The sequence below is a fragment of the Aquamicrobium sp. LC103 genome (assembly GCF_001014615.2).
Classification (GTDB): domain Bacteria; phylum Pseudomonadota; class Alphaproteobacteria; order Rhizobiales; family Rhizobiaceae; genus LBCQ02.
In genome coordinates this window covers 45,169-60,289 of the sequence record NZ_LBCQ02000003.1, presented here as the reverse complement: position 1 = coordinate 60,289, position 15,121 = coordinate 45,169, and the positions used below count along the sequence as shown (strand labels likewise).

At 61.6% G+C, this 15,121-nt stretch carries 21 protein-coding genes and 1 tRNA gene; 4 read left to right on the top strand and 18 right to left on the bottom strand.

Going from position 1 to position 15,121, the window contains the following annotated elements:
- The first annotated feature begins 39 nt into the window (after positions 1-39).
- The 3 genes from proS to XW59_RS06655 are packed head-to-tail and all read left to right on the top strand — an operon-like array spanning position 40 to position 3,334.
- Positions 40-1,368, top strand: a complete 1,329-nt coding sequence (gene proS, locus XW59_RS06665) for a proline--tRNA ligase (protein ID WP_047144257.1) — start codon at positions 40-42, stop codon at positions 1,366-1,368.
- Positions 1,369-1,424: 56 nt separating this feature from the next.
- Positions 1,425-2,651 (top strand): lipoprotein-releasing ABC transporter permease subunit, encoded by a 1,227-nt coding sequence (locus XW59_RS06660; protein ID WP_082137489.1) that lies wholly within the window; start codon positions 1,425-1,427, stop codon positions 2,649-2,651.
- The gene (locus XW59_RS06655) at positions 2,651-3,334 is read left to right on the top strand and encodes an ABC transporter ATP-binding protein (RefSeq protein ID WP_047144538.1); all 684 of its coding nucleotides are present in this window, start codon (positions 2,651-2,653) and stop codon (positions 3,332-3,334) included. Before XW59_RS06660 ends, XW59_RS06655 begins: the two co-directional genes overlap by 1 nt.
- A gap of 488 nt (positions 3,335-3,822) precedes the next feature.
- On the opposite strand, the gene lipB is transcribed toward XW59_RS06655, so the two are convergent.
- Positions 3,823-4,566 carry a lipoyl(octanoyl) transferase LipB gene (gene lipB, locus XW59_RS06650; RefSeq protein ID WP_047144259.1) on the bottom strand — a complete coding sequence of 248 codons (744 nt, stop codon included), beginning with the start codon at positions 4,564-4,566 and terminating at the stop codon, positions 3,823-3,825.
- Positions 4,567-4,752: 186 nt separating this feature from the next.
- On the opposite strand from lipB, the gene XW59_RS06645 reads away from it, so the two are divergent.
- Positions 4,753-4,837, top strand: a tRNA-Leu gene (locus tag XW59_RS06645).
- A gap of 55 nt (positions 4,838-4,892) precedes the next feature.
- Here XW59_RS06645 and XW59_RS06640 read toward each other — a convergent pair.
- From XW59_RS06640 to XW59_RS06560, 17 genes are all read right to left on the bottom strand, one after another.
- Positions 4,893-5,738: a tyrosine-type recombinase/integrase gene (locus XW59_RS06640; protein WP_246666019.1), complete on the bottom strand. Its 846-nt coding sequence runs from the start codon at positions 5,736-5,738 to the stop codon at positions 4,893-4,895.
- Positions 5,739-6,165: 427 nt separating this feature from the next.
- On the bottom strand, positions 6,166-6,414 hold the full coding sequence (locus XW59_RS06635) for a hypothetical protein (RefSeq protein WP_047144262.1): 249 nt from the start codon (positions 6,412-6,414) through the stop codon (positions 6,166-6,168).
- Positions 6,414-7,361 carry a hypothetical protein gene (locus XW59_RS06630; protein WP_047144263.1) on the bottom strand — a complete coding sequence of 316 codons (948 nt, stop codon included), beginning with the start codon at positions 7,359-7,361 and terminating at the stop codon, positions 6,414-6,416. Before XW59_RS06630 ends, XW59_RS06635 begins: the two co-directional genes overlap by 1 nt.
- A complete protein-coding gene (locus tag XW59_RS06625) occupies positions 7,358-7,759 on the bottom strand; it encodes an HNH endonuclease (RefSeq protein ID WP_047144539.1) in 402 nt (133 codons plus the stop codon). The genes XW59_RS06630 and XW59_RS06625 overlap by 4 nt, the downstream gene beginning before the upstream one ends.
- Positions 7,759-8,352, bottom strand: coding sequence for a J domain-containing protein (locus XW59_RS06620; RefSeq protein WP_047144264.1), 594 nt, complete (start codon positions 8,350-8,352; stop codon positions 7,759-7,761). The genes XW59_RS06625 and XW59_RS06620 overlap by 1 nt, the downstream gene beginning before the upstream one ends.
- Positions 8,352-9,125: a recombination protein NinB gene (locus XW59_RS06615; protein WP_082137454.1), complete on the bottom strand. Its 774-nt coding sequence runs from the start codon at positions 9,123-9,125 to the stop codon at positions 8,352-8,354. Before XW59_RS06615 ends, XW59_RS06620 begins: the two co-directional genes overlap by 1 nt.
- A gap of 2 nt (positions 9,126-9,127) precedes the next feature.
- Positions 9,128-9,760, bottom strand: coding sequence for a lambda exonuclease family protein (locus tag XW59_RS06610; RefSeq protein WP_047144265.1), 633 nt, complete (start codon positions 9,758-9,760; stop codon positions 9,128-9,130).
- Positions 9,760-10,584, bottom strand: coding sequence for an ERF family protein (locus XW59_RS06605; protein WP_052958022.1), 825 nt, complete (start codon positions 10,582-10,584; stop codon positions 9,760-9,762). The genes XW59_RS06610 and XW59_RS06605 overlap by 1 nt, the downstream gene beginning before the upstream one ends.
- A complete protein-coding gene (locus XW59_RS06600; protein WP_136068016.1) occupies positions 10,581-10,886 on the bottom strand; it encodes a hypothetical protein in 306 nt (101 codons plus the stop codon). The genes XW59_RS06605 and XW59_RS06600 overlap by 4 nt, the downstream gene beginning before the upstream one ends.
- 74 nt (positions 10,887-10,960) lie before the next feature.
- On the bottom strand, positions 10,961-11,176 hold the full coding sequence (locus XW59_RS06595; protein WP_047144267.1) for a hypothetical protein: 216 nt from the start codon (positions 11,174-11,176) through the stop codon (positions 10,961-10,963).
- Entirely contained in the window at positions 11,173-11,307 is a 135-nt protein-coding gene (locus XW59_RS29780; RefSeq protein ID WP_281406221.1) for a hypothetical protein, read from the bottom strand. Before XW59_RS29780 ends, XW59_RS06595 begins: the two co-directional genes overlap by 4 nt.
- Positions 11,304-11,678, bottom strand: coding sequence for a hypothetical protein (locus XW59_RS06590; protein WP_136068018.1), 375 nt, complete (start codon positions 11,676-11,678; stop codon positions 11,304-11,306). Before XW59_RS06590 ends, XW59_RS29780 begins: the two co-directional genes overlap by 4 nt.
- Before the next feature lie 14 nt (positions 11,679-11,692).
- Positions 11,693-11,878, bottom strand: coding sequence for a hypothetical protein (locus XW59_RS06585; protein ID WP_047144269.1), 186 nt, complete (start codon positions 11,876-11,878; stop codon positions 11,693-11,695).
- Entirely contained in the window at positions 11,878-12,231 is a 354-nt protein-coding gene (locus tag XW59_RS06580) for a hypothetical protein (protein WP_047144270.1), read from the bottom strand. The genes XW59_RS06585 and XW59_RS06580 overlap by 1 nt, the downstream gene beginning before the upstream one ends.
- An 834-nt stretch (positions 12,232-13,065) precedes the next feature.
- A complete protein-coding gene (locus XW59_RS06570; protein WP_047144271.1) occupies positions 13,066-13,590 on the bottom strand; it encodes a YcxB family protein in 525 nt (174 codons plus the stop codon).
- A gap of 205 nt (positions 13,591-13,795) precedes the next feature.
- Complete coding sequence (locus tag XW59_RS06565; protein ID WP_047144272.1) at positions 13,796-14,242, bottom strand: hypothetical protein; 447 nt, start codon at positions 14,240-14,242, stop codon at positions 13,796-13,798.
- Positions 14,226-15,056 carry a hypothetical protein gene (locus XW59_RS06560; protein WP_136068020.1) on the bottom strand — a complete coding sequence of 277 codons (831 nt, stop codon included), beginning with the start codon at positions 15,054-15,056 and terminating at the stop codon, positions 14,226-14,228. The genes XW59_RS06565 and XW59_RS06560 overlap by 17 nt, the downstream gene beginning before the upstream one ends.
- Positions 15,057-15,121 lie beyond the last annotated feature (65 nt).

Sequence of the window (15,121 nt, the reverse complement as noted above, 5' to 3'; positions counted from 1 at the left end):
ATGATTCCGCCCTCGTTTCCTCTTCTAACGGAATTTCTCATGCGTTTGTCGCGTTACTTCCTGCCCATCCTCAAGGAAAATCCGCGCGAGGCGGAAATCGTCTCCCACCGGCTCATGCTGCGTGCCGGCATGCTGCGCCAGCAGGGCGCCGGCAGCTTCTCCTGGCTGCCATTGGGCAAGCGCGTGCTCGACAAGGTCTGCAAGGTCATCCGCGAGGAGCAGAATCGCGCCGGCGCGCTCGAAATCCTCATGCCGACGATCCAGTCCGCCGATCTCTGGCGCGAGAGCGGCCGCTATGACGATTACGGCAAGGAGATGCTGCGCATCACCGACCGGCACGAGCGCGACATGCTCTACGGCCCGACCAACGAAGAGATGGTGACCGACATCTTCCGGTCCTACGTCAAGTCCTACAAGGACCTGCCGCTCAATCTCTATCATATCCAGTGGAAGTTCCGCGACGAGGTGCGGCCGCGCTTCGGCGTGATGCGCTCGCGCGAATTCCTGATGAAGGACGCCTATTCCTTCGATCTCGATTTCGAAGGAGCCAAGGCCGCCTACAACCGGATGTTCGTGTCCTATCTGCGCACCTTCACCCGCCTGGGGCTCAAGGCCATACCGATGCGCGCAGACACCGGCCCGATCGGCGGCGACCTCAGCCATGAGTTCATCATCCTCGCCGACACCGGCGAAAGCCAGGTCTACTGCAATCGCGAATTCCTCGAACTGCCGGTGCCGGGCGCCGACACGGACTTTTCCGACGATCACGGCATCGCCGGCATCGTCAAGGATTGGACGACGCCCTACGCGGCCACCGACGAGATGCATGACGAGGCCGTCTGGGAAAGCGTTCCGGAAGGCGACCGGCTGGCGGCGCGCGGCATCGAGGTCGGCCACATTTTCCATTTCGGCACGAAATATTCGAAGCCGATGAACGCCAAGGTGACCGGTCCGGACGGCAAGGACCATTTCGTCTCCATGGGCTCCTACGGCATCGGGCCGTCGCGCCTGGTCGCGGCGATCATCGAGGCGAGCCACGACGAGAACGGCATCATCTGGCCGGAGGCGGTCGCGCCGTTCGACGTCGCCATCATCAACATGAAGGCCGGCGATCCCGAATGCGACCGCGTCTGCGCCGAGCTCGAGGCCGCCTATGAGGCCGCCGGCCACGAGGTGCTGCTCGACGACACCGACCAGCGCCCCGGCGCCAAGTTCGCCACCACGGACCTCATCGGCATCCCGACGCAGGTGATCGTCGGCCCGCGCGGCATTGCCGAAGGCCAGGTCGAGGTCAAGCGCCGCGCCACCGGCGAGCGCGAGAACAAGCCGATCGCCGAGCTTCTGGCGCAGTCAGGGGCAAAGGCGTGAGCGGAGCCGCCGCGAAAAGCCCGGCCGGCGCGCGGCCCTTCTCCGCCTTCGAGAGGATGGTCGCCTGGCGTTACCTGCGTTCCAAGCGCAAGGAGACGGTGGTCTCGGTCATTTCCTGGATCTCCTTCATCGGCATCATGCTCGGCGTGGCGACGCTGATCATCGTCATGGCGGTGATGAACGGGTTCCGCGCCGAGCTGCTCAACCGGATTCTCGGCGTCAACGGCCACATGATCGTGGCGCCCATCGACCGTTCCTTCGACGACTACGCCGAGGTGGCGCACCGCATCGAGGGCGTGCAGGGCGTGCGCTATGCGATTCCGCTGGTGGAAGGGCAGGTGCTCGCCACCGGACCGGGCGGCAACGGCACCGGCGCGATCGTCAGGGGCATTCGCGAGCAGGACGTCGCCAAGATCCAGCTCGTCGCCGACAATATCCGACAGGGCGCGCTCACGGGCTTCGACGGCAGCGAGGGCATCGCCATCGGCAAGCGCATGGCGGATTCGGTGGGCGTGGCGCTCGGTGATTCGATCATGCTTACCGCGCCGGAAGGCGACGTCACGCCGTTCGGCACCACGCCGCGGCGCAAGGCCTATCCGGTGACGGCGATATTCGAGGTCGGCATGTCGGAATACGACGCCTCGATCATCTACATGCCGCTGCAGGAGGCGCAGCTCTTCTTCAATTCCGAAGGCACCGTCCAGTCGGTCGAGGTCTATGTCGACAATCCCGACAATGTCGACGCGCTTCGTCCCATGATCGAGGACGCCGCGCAGCGGCAGGTCTTCATCACCGATTGGCGCCAGCGCAACCAGACCTTCTTCTCCGCCCTCCAGGTCGAGCGCAACGTGATGTTCATGATCCTCACCTTGATCGTGCTGGTGGCGGCGCTGAACATCATTTCGGGCCTGATCATGCTGGTGAAGGACAAGGGGCGCGACATCGCCATCCTGCGCACCATGGGGGCGACCAGCGGCTCGGTCATGCGGATATTCATGATGACGGGCGCGGCGATCGGCGTGACGGGCACGGTGGCGGGCGTCATCCTCGGCATCGTCGTCTGCCTGAACGTCGAATCGATCCGCCAATTCTTCTCCTGGCTGTCAGGCACGACGCTCTTCAATCCCGAGCTCTATTTCCTCAGCCAGTTGCCGGCCAAGATGGACGGGCAGGAGACCTTCTCCGTCATTCTGATGGCGTTGCTCCTGTCCTTCCTCGCCACGCTGTTTCCGGCGTGGCGCGCCGCGAAGCTCGATCCGGTCGAGGCGCTCAGGTACGAATGATGGCGGCAGGCACACTTCTCGAACTCAAGGCGGTCGAACGTTACTACGACGAGGGACCGCGCAAGCTGACGATCCTTTCCGGCGCCGATTTCACGCTGAAGCGCGGCGAGATGGTGGCGCTCGTCGCGCCGTCCGGCGCCGGCAAGTCGACGCTGCTGCATACGGCCGGGCTTCTGGAGCGGCCGAACAGCGGCGACGTCATCCTCGACGGGCGCGCCTGCGGACGGCTCTCCGACGACGAACGCACGGCGATCCGCCGCAACGACATCGGTTTCGTCTATCAGTTCCACCATCTGCTGCCGGAGTTCTCCGCCCTGGAGAACATCGTCCTGCCACAGCTCATTCGCGGCCTGAGCGAGACGGCCGCGCGCGAACGCGCCGTTCAACTGCTCGACTACATGAAGATCGGACCGCGGGCCAATCATCGCCCGGCGGAGCTTTCCGGCGGCGAGCAGCAGCGGGTCGCCATCGCGCGGGCGGTCGCCAACGCGCCGCTGCTTCTCCTCGCCGACGAGCCGACCGGCAATCTCGATCCCTCGACCGCATCCTATGTTTTCGAGGCGCTGGAGGCGCTGGTGCGCCAGTCAGGTCTCACGGCGCTGATCGCCACGCACAATCACGAGCTGGCCGCCCGCATGGACCGGCGGGTAACGCTTTCCGAGGGCAAGGTCGTCGACGTCTAGGGCGTCGACCGATCCGTTCTCCGCTTCGCTGCGGCGCTCGAACGGGCAGGCGGAGAACTCTCCATCATGCATGCCTGCGGAGGCATGTCGACCAGCCCTTCGGGCGAACCTGTCCCTCCCATGCCAGGCGGTTAGCTCCTTCCGGCGTCGCGACGCTCGGCGGGACTTCATCCTTTCTTAACCACCGCGGCGCGTAGGGCGGAAAACGCCTTACCTTGCGTCAGCTATCGCCTTGACGCGTGAACAAAAATGGAACATAAGGAAAACACATCGCAAACAGGAGATGGGTATGTTGACCGATCTGATCCGGGATGTCGTTTCCCTCGTGTCCATGAGTGCTTTCATCGTCGCCATGGCAATGCTCATCGGCGCCATGTGATTGCGGCGTCGCAGGTTCCCGACAGAAGGGGATCGCAGACAAACCATGCCCGCGCAGAATGCGTCCGCGCGGGTTCGAAATTGCGAATTCTCAGGATAGCGTCGGACGCTCAGTCCTTCGCCGGTTCGCGAATCGCCTCCTCGGAAGCGACCTCACCGAAGACCTCCTCGAAGGCCGTCTTCAGCGCGACGTCGTAGTCGGCCATCGTCACCGGCAGGCCGAGGTCGACCAGGCTGGTGACGCCGTGGCCGGAAATCCCGCAAGGCACGATGCCGCCATAGTGGCCGAGGTCGGGTTCGACGTTCACGGCGATGCCGTGGAAGCTCACCCATTTGCGCAGCCGGATGCCGATCGCCGCGATCTTGTCCTCGGCGGGCGAGCCGTCGGGCAGGGGCGGGCGGTCCGGGCGGGCGACCCATACGCCGACGCGGTCCTCGCGGCGTTCGCCGCGCACGTTGAAGCGCGCGAGCGAGCGGATGATCCATTCCTCCAGCGCGGCCACGAAGGCGCGCACGTCCTCGCGCCGCCGTTTCAGGTCGAGCATCACATAGGCCACGCGCTGGCCGGGTCCGTGATAGGTGTATTCGCCGCCGCGCCCGGTCTGGTAGACCGGAAAGCGCTCCGCGTCGATCAGGTCGGCGGCGGTCGCGCTGGTCCCGCCGGTATAGAGCGGCGGATGCTCGACGAGCCAGACGAGTTCGGGTGCCGTGTCGTCGCGAATCGCCGCCGCGCGGTTTTCCATCGCCGCGACCGCCGCTTCATAGTCGAGCAGTCCCGGCTCTATCCGCCATTCGACGGGGCTGTCGCCAAGGGTGGGAAGAAAGGAGACGTTGATGAGGTTTCGTTCGAGCATCTGACCGGTTCCGCAATGCTCCCTTCATATGTCCCTTTCGCGGCGAAACGTCCAGTTCCGCGGGGCGCGTGCGGCGTGTGAACAAACTCACGCAATTATCCTCGAAAAGCGCGAAAGCACACTTGTCTCCCATAACCCGATTTGCTACATGCGCCGGGCCGGCCCAAACCGGCACCTGCGCGGCGTGCGGTCGTGGCGGAATTGGTAGACGCGCAGCGTTGAGGTCGCTGTGGGGCAACCCGTGGAAGTTCGAGTCTTCTCGACCGCACCAGCACCCATCTAAAAATCTTTATGGTTCAAGACGTTCAAGGGCATTGTGTCCCACGTCAACCCCATGCGTGGGACACATCGATCTTTTCGACGGCAGTCTTGGCAAGCTTCCAGCGCTCGACCCGACGCGTGTAAACCTCGCTCGTCTTGGCCTCCGAATGGCCAAGGATCGCCATGATCTCGTACTGGCTGCAGCCTAGCTCAGCGAGCAGCTCGGCAAGGCCTTTCCGGACGCCATGCGCGGACAGATGACCAAGCCCGGCGTCCTTGCACCACCGCTTGAACATCGCCGACATGCTGTCACCGCTTGAGAACGGTTTCCCACCACGGCCAAGCACGTAGGTCGCGCCCTGAATCTTCGGCACCCTGGTTGCTGCTTTTAAGGGCGGGAGGAGGGGCATCGTGACTTCCGAGGAACCTTTTTTGAGCGGCTGCCACCGAAGTGCCTCGATGCCGTCTAGAACGCATTCGTGAGCCCTGCCGAGGATGGTCAGATCCTCAATTCGGCACCCGGTCCAAAGAAGCACCGACATGGCAACATGAGCCTTGGTGCCGGCCGCATGTATTTTGTAGAAAGCTCTTACGTCGGCCGCCTTCCACGGCGTTGCGCCATCGCCTTTCTCGTACACCGACTTGATGCCGCGAGCGGGGTTCGTTCCGATGTGTTTGCGCTCGATCGCCCAGTCGTACATCACAGCAACCGCTTCGATGAAAGCGTCCGCCTGCGCCGGCGTTGCTCCCATATCATCCTGCATTTGGATTAGCTTTTCCTGAGGGATCAGCATCTTCTTGTCGGGCCGCGCGAGAAGCCGGTTGAGCAGGTTTCGCTTTTTCTTCAGCGTCTTGTGGCTCGTTGTTCCAGCTTTTACGCGAGCTTCGAGGTACTCCAGATAGGTGCTCACGAGCCATGCGATCGAACGAGGCTTAGCGTAATCCGACGCCACCTTTAGCGGTTCTGGCTTTTCTCCACGCCTGGCTGCCAGATACTGCCTCTGAAAATCATCATGGCCCGGGCCGCAGTGAATGCGGATCCGCTTCTTCCGCTCGCCCTCAGGCCGAACTCGGTATCGCGTGTTTCCTGACGGCAAGGGCTCCACTAGGAGCCCGGGATAATCGACCTTCACTGGCAACCTCACCATTCTTCGAGGCCGCTATCCTTGTTTTCTGGGCGATCGCCAGCAACGGACCGGCAGTGGATTTCAATCAGTCCACCGGATACGCACACCTTATCCACAGGCAGCCCGGCGTCCTGGATGGCCTTCAAGGCGGAGCGGATCGCTTTCTCGCTGGTGCGGACGCGAGAGGGCGCTTGGTCAGCCACCCTCGACATCATTTCCCTCCCTTACCGTTGTCAGATTCCAGCGCTGCGCGGCCGGCATCGGTGATGCGATAGCCATAGAGGCTATGCGCCGGCTCCTTCCCATACTCGATGAACCCGAGCCGCTTCAGTTCCGTCAGCGTATGGGCCGAGGCCCCGACGTGGCGGCGATTGCCATCCGGTAGGCGCGCCGGTGCACACCAACCCTCTATTGCTGACAGAAACTCGAGCACGGTCAGATGACGCCTCGTCAGCTTCATCACTTCCCTCCCTGCGCGGCTGCGAGGGCAGCGCGTGCGGCCGCATACACTTCTGCCTCTGGCGCATTGACGCGGCCAAGCAGCACTGATGTCGCCGCCTCTACCTGCGCCTCCGTTACTGCCTGTGCGGGAGGGGAGTATCGTTTGCGAACAATGCGCAACGCCCGATCGACTTGCGCGACGGAGAACGCTGTCAGCTGAGCGTGCTGTAGGTCGGTCTCATCCCGACTTGTCGCAAACTCCGTTTTGGGGTCGCTAAGAAGGTGGACGTGTCTGTGTTCGGCAACGATGAACTTGCGGACGCGGAGCAATATCGCCTCTGCAACGTTTCCCACCACCACCTCGGCTTCCTGCGGTGCGGCTGGGAAGTCCTCCCCGAAGCGCGCCCGAAGGATATTCCAGATGACCGACTGCACGTCGCCATCCAGCGTCTCGGTTGCCGCGTCCCACATTACCGCGTCTGGATCGACGCCAACAGCAGCACATAGCTGTTTCATTCCGAAATCGAGCCCGGCATTCCACCTTTCATCGGCGCTCGGATCGTCGTGCCAATCGTCCGCTTCCTGCGGTGCGGCTGGCTGTGTGAGGGCGGATTTAGCGATGGCCCGAACGGCGTTCATGGCCTCTGTTGCCGTTGCCACATTAAGGCTGATCGTGCTGGCCTCTGCGATGCGTTCCAACGCCTTCACCGCTGCGCTGGCTTCGGCCTTCTCGGCGCGTTGCTGTTCGCGCTCAAGCTCCGCTATCTTCGCCGCCTGCGCTTCGATGAGGTCGGCGGCTTCCACAACCAGATGGGCGGCTAAGTACCTGCGCAACCGGCGCGCAACCTTTTTCATATCGTCGGTAATAGCCTTGTCGAGATAGGCGTTGATGATGGCTTGTGCTTCGTCCACGTCGCAGCCGCTATCAAACTCCATAAGCGCCGCTGCCAGTGCTTTATTGTTCATGCGTCTGCCTCCTTGGGCTGGAACATTGAGCGCGGCGGCAGGGAGGGCTTCTGATCGCGTTCCTTGCGGTCGAACCCGCGCGAATGGATGGATTGCTTCGAGCGCTTTGCGCCTGTGTGCTTTTGGCGGACGCGCGCAACTTTCGACTTCTCGGCAAGATCGCGTGCTGTCTTGCCGACGTGGCAGTGAGAATGCGCCGGAGCCAGGTTCGCCTCTCGATGCTCGCCGCCGTTGATAAGGGCAACGACGTGATCAGCCTGCCAAGTTTCGCCGCTCTTGATCGGGAGCTTGCACAGGTGGCAGATGCCGCTATGCCGGTCGAAGACACGTAAGCGTACGCGGGGAGGGATGTTCACGCCGTGGTGTTTGCCGATCCATTCTGCAACGGGGCGCGCCATCATGACCCCCCGACTGCGCGCAAGGCTTCGTCACGCGCCTGCTGGAGTTCGGTGAACGCTTCGGTCGAGCCTCCGGCGTCGGGATGGGCGCGCTTGGCTTCCGAGCGGTAGGCAACCTCGATCCCTTCGCGGTCGGGGCGAGCCGAAGGCGGGAAGCCAAGAACCTCACGCCATGACCGGCGCGCGGTTGCGCCCGGCGCGGGCAGCGCCTCGAATGCGGAGAATGCACGCTCGAGCATGTCCGATGCGCCCCACCGTTCGATGCCGCGCATCGCCTCGATGGTCTTCTGAATGGCACGCATGTTGTCCTTGACCGTCTTCCAGCGGTCGCAGGCGAACACCATCTGCTTGCCCTTCCGCTCGAAGTAGACAGCAACGCCGGTGTCCTCAGGACTTCGCTGGTTGGAGTAGGGCAGACCATCACGGCGAAGCTCGATGTTGGTCGACAAGACCGGGTATCGACCGTTCAAGAGCCTGATTTGCTCCATCAGGCCATCGCGCGCCGCCGTAAACGACACATCGAACCGCGACTGTTGGGGCTGCTCGGTGCGCGGCCAGCCAGCAGGCCAGTGAAGTGGATACGCTTCAGCCATCACGCTACCTTCGCCATGAGATACTTGCGCGCCGTCTCTGCCTGCGACTGGTCTTCCACCAGCCGGCAGCAGGTTTCGAAGACGCGTTTCACGAACGGCTCATCGTCCGGAAGCTCTTTGAGCCAGGCCGTGTAGGCCTTGGACACGAGCTCTTCGCGCTTCGCCTTGTCGGCATCGGTGGCGGCGCGGATCATGTTGTCGATGCACTCGCGTTGAAGCTCGGATTTGACAGGATCGGGCGAGGCAGAGCCTGCCGTAGGACCATCCCCGGCTTCCACCTGCTCTGCCTCGCCCTCATCGCCCGGTAGGGCGGAACTATCGGGAGCGGACGGCGATGGGGCCACCTGTCCGCTCCCTTCTTCATCGGCTGAGGGGGCGGCCGATGAATTCTCGTCTGCGTCGTCAAAGGTAATGCCGCGCTCGGCGGCAAAGGCGTTGATCAGCTCGAGCAAGTCGGAAAACTCCTGCTTGGTCATGTCTGAGGTGCGCATGCCGAGCGGGACGAACGTGCCGGCGTCGATGCCTGGCACTACGCGGGTCCGGCGCAGGGCAGCGGTGAACACGTCCTTCCAGTCGTCAGCCGGAAGCTTCTGCCCGTACCAATCGACCTTGCGGGCTATTTCCGTCAGGCAGGCCCACAGGCGCGCGTTCTGGTCGAGGGTGCGCTTTGACTGCTTGAACTCTATTATGCAGCCCGTCGGGGCGCCCCTTGCCCATTGCGAGGCCCGGTCGCGATCATAGTTCCCATTGATGACGATGACGGCGCGCGACATGGCTATGCGACCTCCAGATCATAGGCGACGCGAAGCCGATCGACCTTCTGGCGCAGTTCGGAGAGGAACGTCTCGACCTCTGCCTCAAGCTCGGCAATGCGCTCAGCATCGCGAGCAACGCGGGCCACGAACAGGCGCATGCTTTCGGGCATCCTCGGATCAAAACTGACGAAATCGCACCACGCCCGTCCGGTGCATGCCATCTGCCACTGCATCTGCGTCAGGTATTTCGCCGGCACTGCCGCGCCGAGTAGCGTGTCGATGTGCGTTGCGGTGTTTGGACACTTGATCTCGACAAGGCCGTCTTCGTTGACAAGGCCGTCCGGCGATGCTCCGCTCTCGGCAAAGCGCGGATGCACGACGAACTCTGTCTCGACCACGTCGACATTGCGATAGAACTCATAGGCCACGCGAGCATGGGGCTCGGTGTCCGTGCCCCACTGCATTGCGCCATTGCTGAACCCTTCCGCGACGACGCCCGTCAGACGCTCGGCAATGAGCTGGGCCTCATAGTTGGCGCGAGACGCAGCCCATCCGCTCTTGGTGCGCGCCACCACGTCAGCGACCTTGCTGGCCGTGACCAATCCGCAGCGCGCCGCGAACCATTCCGGTGTTCCCTGAACAATCTCGGTCATCACGCGGCGCTCCGCTTCTTTTGGAGCATCGTCAGGACGCGAGGCAGCTCAGACGCCGGGATCTCCGGTATCGCCTCGATGCCGAGATACTGGCAGAACTTCGCGATATCCGTACCGGTCTCCTCGATCAGTGCCCGAACCTTCGATGCCTGTTCTTCGGTGATCGGTCCGCCGGACTGGCCCGATGCTTTGGCATCGTCATCCTCGGACGCAGCCAGGCCGAGCGCGGCCTTGAGCGTCATGCGCTGGAGATAGGTCAGGGTGCTCCCGACCTGCTGGAGGCTGTTCTTGTTGCCGCTGTCGTCCCGAGGGCCGGTCAGGGTCGTTTCCTCGGAATACCCAAGACGGTGCGAGACGATGCACGTCACGCTGATTGGCGCGTTGACCTCCGACTGGACGCGGTAGCGGTAAGAAAGCCCGTGCTTGCCGAGCACCGGATTGATGGTGCTGGCGATCTCGGCAAGGTCTTCGTGCCGATAGTGCGTCCGCCCCTTGCTCGACGTGAAATCGACTGTCCGGTTCTTGCGGATCGTCGGGATTTCCGCCTTGGCAGCGGCCATTGCCTCGTCGAAAGCTTTCCGGCCCTGATTGGCCTCCCATCGCTCCTGCAGCGCCAACAGCTTTTCGAGCGTGCCAGGATCGGCACCCATCGCCAAAGCTCGGTCGATCATCGCCATCGGCGTTGCGGTGGCTGGCAGATTGTCCTGCTGCTGGCGAGCGGCGAGGGACTGCCCTGCCTGCGCCACGACGCGTCCGGCTGGCTCGGAAACGTGCTCGAACGTCTCGACTTCTTCTGCTTCAATGGTCTGCGGTTCGGCGTTCATGTGCGCCTCCTGTCTGCTTCGTCGTTGATGATTTCCGCCACGATCTGGCGCGCGCCGCCGAACCCATAGATGCGGGCGAGGTCGCGGAACGTCGTGCGGAGCGTGTATTCGAGGAACCCGGTCGGCTTCTCGGGCGCGGCGGCAAGCCGGTCGCCCAGATCAGCAGCCGCGGTTGCGATGGCGCGGGTCTCGCTCCTGCATGCGCAATGCGGCTCTATGAGCGGCCCCAGCGTTCGCGTAGGTCTTGTTCGAAGTGAAGTAGAGGTTCCCAATGCGAACCTGGACGCGGTACTCGTGGACAAGGCGAAAGCTATCCACCTTGCCGAAGATGTTGTCGGTGCGTCGCTCGTACCTGCTTGTCTGTGTCGCGCGGGCTTCAAGCATCGGATGCCTCTCCGGCGGGCAGCGGCCACTGGCACAGGTACGCGAAGCGCTTCCAATGACCGGCCGCGTTGTGTTCGATGGTGATTTCGCCGTCGGCCCGGTACTGTCGCGCGTAGTGCATTATTTCGGCTTCAGCCTCGATAGTGAGCGGGCTTGTAACCTTTGCGACCGTCTGGCCATTCTGGCGGATGCGGAATGAAATGCTCATCGAGGCATACCTTCTGCTGCGCCCACGATCAGCGCCGCACCAAGGCAGGCGCACATGATCAGCGTGGGGAAAACGGGGAGGGAGGCGAGGCTGTCCGTCACTTGCCACATGAAGCGGTCGAGGGAGGTCATGACTGCTCACCCTTGGCTAGGAGAAGGGCAGATCGGATCGCGCTCGTGGCCTCATCAAAGGCGTTGGCGAAGTCGTTCGGGTCCACGTCTGCGGGATAGTGGAGGGAGGGAGGGTCGGAATCCTCCACCAGCATGAGTAGAGCGGACTGCGATTTCTCCAATGCCTCCACCAGCTTCTCGCGGACAGGATCGGGAGCGCGGCGATTCCATGCGGCGGCGACCTTCTCGGGAGTTGCCGCTTCGATCGAGAACGGCGGGATGGTCTTGCACCGATGGACGATCCGATAGACGCCAAGGATTTTCGTCGCATCGACAATCTCCGATGGCGTTTCTCCGCAAAACGGACAGCAGGCCAGCGGCGTATGCTTCACTGTATCGGCTGGCATCAGGCGGCTCCCTTTGGCTGGTTCGCCAGATCAGCGCGCGCGGTCACGCCCATCAGGACGCGCAAGAGCGCCGTCTGCTGATGTTTTGCGGTCGGGTCATTGAGGCTCTGCGCTAGCGCCCCGTTGATCAGGGCAAGCTTCTTGAGCGCGAGCACTTCAATCGGTGTGATTTCGATCGAGGCCATCACGCCGCCTCCGTCTTGACGATGGCCCACCCGGTCAGATCGCCGGCGAGAACACGGTCAAGATCAGCTAGCATCGCCTCGGCACGAGCCTGTTGCACGTCCGACCAGCCGAGCTTTTCAGCCTTCGCGATCCACTGGCGAAGCGCCCAAGCCGCACCCTCGATCGTTGCGTCGAGACGCGAGGCGAATTCCAGGCGGGCCAGAGTTTTGAATTGGTCGGCATCCGCATCGCCGCGGGCGCGCTTCATGCGCAGCACGTCGCGGAGGAGCGTTGGCTTTGCCTTGGGCAGCAGGCCCGGCTTCAACGCCGAGATCAGGCCATCGCGGGTCTGAATTCTGGCTTCTGCGTTCATCGTTCTTCCCCATCAATTCGAGCAGATCGGCCAAGGGCTTCTTCGTGCTCGGTGGCGCCATTCGCGGCGGGTTGATGGATGAAACGTACGTTATGTACGATTGATCGTCAAGTACGTTTTGTACGATTTTGGTTGATCTGGTCAAAATGTACGACTATGACTCGCTGCGCCTGGCCAGTTTGAGTTTGCCTGGCAAAGCGGCGACCCGGTGCAATTCCGGTGCAGGTGAAGCCGCTGGCGCGGGAAGCGAAAGTCCTACCGTGCTGCCTGAAAGTGAGGACGGATTGCCGAGAGGCGTCCTGGCGCGTGTCCCATCCCGGCTCCGGCCTTCAGGACATCGGCTATCGCTTCTCCCGCCTCGTGGCTAAAGCCATGGGGTAGGGGGAAGCTTTGGCCGGAACCCTCCCTCACCACCCTTCAAAACCTTGGTAATCTGACGGAGAGATCAGTTCTCAAGATGGTTCTGAACCCTAGAAAGGAGTGATGGTGTGGCCTACCATGGGACAAGGGGCAACGGACCAAAATCGGAGGAATGATGCGACAGTGCCTTTTTGCCGTTCTGCCTCTTCTGGTTGCCGCGTGCAGCCAAGCGCAAACATCTGCGCCGCTCCCTGGCAGCGATCGGGACAGTCACGGCTGCATCGGGTCCGCCGGCTATTCATGGTGCGAGCGGACGAAACAGTGCGAACGTCCTTGGGAGCTGGCGCAATCTAGGGGGTTCGAGAATACCGCCGAGGCATACCGATCGTTCTGCGACTAGGGGATGGGCTCTGAATAGCAGAAGGAATGGTGCTGGTGGGCAGGTTGGACAGGAAGACAGTCTGCTCCTGCTAGCTAAATTCGACGCAGTCCGGATTTCTCAAGATGGCCAATCAGATCCTCGGCCTGCTCACCGCTCAAGGCGTGGCGCGGCAGCATCTGAAAGAGAACCGGTGACTGCATGAGGAGCACCATCTTCTCATCGGCGCTCCAGCCGAAGTAGTCGCTCCAGGGGATGGTATTCGTCACCGTGGCGGTTGAGGCAAAATAGGCGTCCCGGGTCCATGATGCCTCGATGGGGTGTTGTAGGGTCTTGTCCTCACGATAGATTTTGCGCGCTTGCCACGGGATTAGGAGGAAGTAAGCAAGAAGTGGCCAGATGGCTGTTCCGACCATCACGACGATCGCCACAGTGGTCGGGGTAGGATCGAAGCCCGAAGCGATCATTGCGATGAGGCACAGAGCAAACATGGCCGCGATGAAAAGCTTGGGCCCGCTTTTGGTAACCCAGTAACGACGCATGTGCAGGCGAAGTGCGTTCGCATAGTCCTCGGCGGTGATGGTAAAGGATGCGGACGTCGATGGGGTCGCAGTGATCATGACGCGAGGAAAAGTCGATGCGCCTCAAACTGTCAAGCTAGAGGATTGGCTGTCAGCGGTCTGAACCAAAAAGAAACCCTGCCTCAGGGCAGCGTGACGAGGTTTCCTTAGGTGTGGTGTGTGATCCACGGCAGTGCTTCCGGCAGGCGGTTGCTTGCGCGAGGCTGGGTAAAAGACGAAATCTCCGCCGGAGCGGATCGGAGCGTTAAAGGTCTGGTTTCAGAGCGAAAACAGCCTCTGTAAGAGCGGTCAATATCAACACATTCCACACAACAACAAGGATCGCGGTTCCATTGAATAGGGTCTGTGACCAATCGTTTGTCGCGAGGATCGGCTTGAAGATCACGAGCGCAACCGAAAAAACAAACAGCCAAATTAGGGCGAAGGCTGCACGGCGAATGCCCGTCCTGGTATCAACGAAACTGTTTTTGTTCTGGTGCTTCTCTTCGATCTGATTGAGGGAGAGATGCAACTGTCCTGCGGAGGCCAGTGTGATCGTAACGATGACGCCGAGCACGCTCAGAAGGCCATCGCCGACGAAACCGAAAAGAAAGACGTTCTTATTGCTGAGCAGTTCGGGGGCAACCAGCGCCAAAACGCAAACCAAGCCTGCAACGACGATCAGAACGCAGACACTAATCGGGGTGCTCATTGCGCATTGCCTCCCAAATTCGCTCAATGATAGAGGATTTCTTTCCTAAATTCTCCTCAATTATTATCACTCTCGCCTGATTTTTGGTGCTGAACCGCTTATTGGATTTGGTGAGTGCCGAAATGTTTCCGCCACCCTCAGTTGTGTATTTTGCCGTTTGCTTGGTGCGGTCAGTTAAGAGGTGCAGCCCGTCGTCACTTTCGAGGGTCAGGTCGACTTTCATCGCCTTTTCGTTTTCCTTGAGCTCTCGCAGTTCTCGATCGAGATTGTCCCGTATGCCGAACATATTGGGCGGGTACATCTCAAAAGAGACGCGCTTGATCTGCCCTTCGTTCTCCTCAACAAAGCGCCAGAATGTTGCCGGGTCGACTATAGGATTGGGTTCGAGCACGTACGGCTGAGATGGCGCGCGCTTGTTGACCGCCGACGCGAGTGAGCGGAGCACAGCTATCGGCTTCTGCATTTCTCGAGCTATTTCTATCGCCGCTTTCTGCCCATCTGAATGTGGACGCGGATCGATGACGATCTCCCCGGCTTTCCAAGCCGGCCGCTCAACTTCAGCGAATCCAGCCTCCGGCGGCTCGTTCTCAGGTACAAGGTACCGTCTGCCTATACGGCCCGTAATAAATTCATTCTTCGCGACGTCGTCATTCGGGACATAGTGGAAAACTGACCCGTAATGCATGAACTCGATGCTTTGCGAAAAAAGCCGCCGCAGCCATTGTTCTCGGCTCGGAGGGCTCCCCCTCCAGTCGTCAAACAAGTCGGTTGACTCTCGTGCCAGCAGCACAAGGCGCGCAAGTTGTAGTCTCAATGCCCTCTCGACGCCACATGGGCGTCGCCCCCTATTATTGGCGCTCCACTCGAGCCGCTACCCTA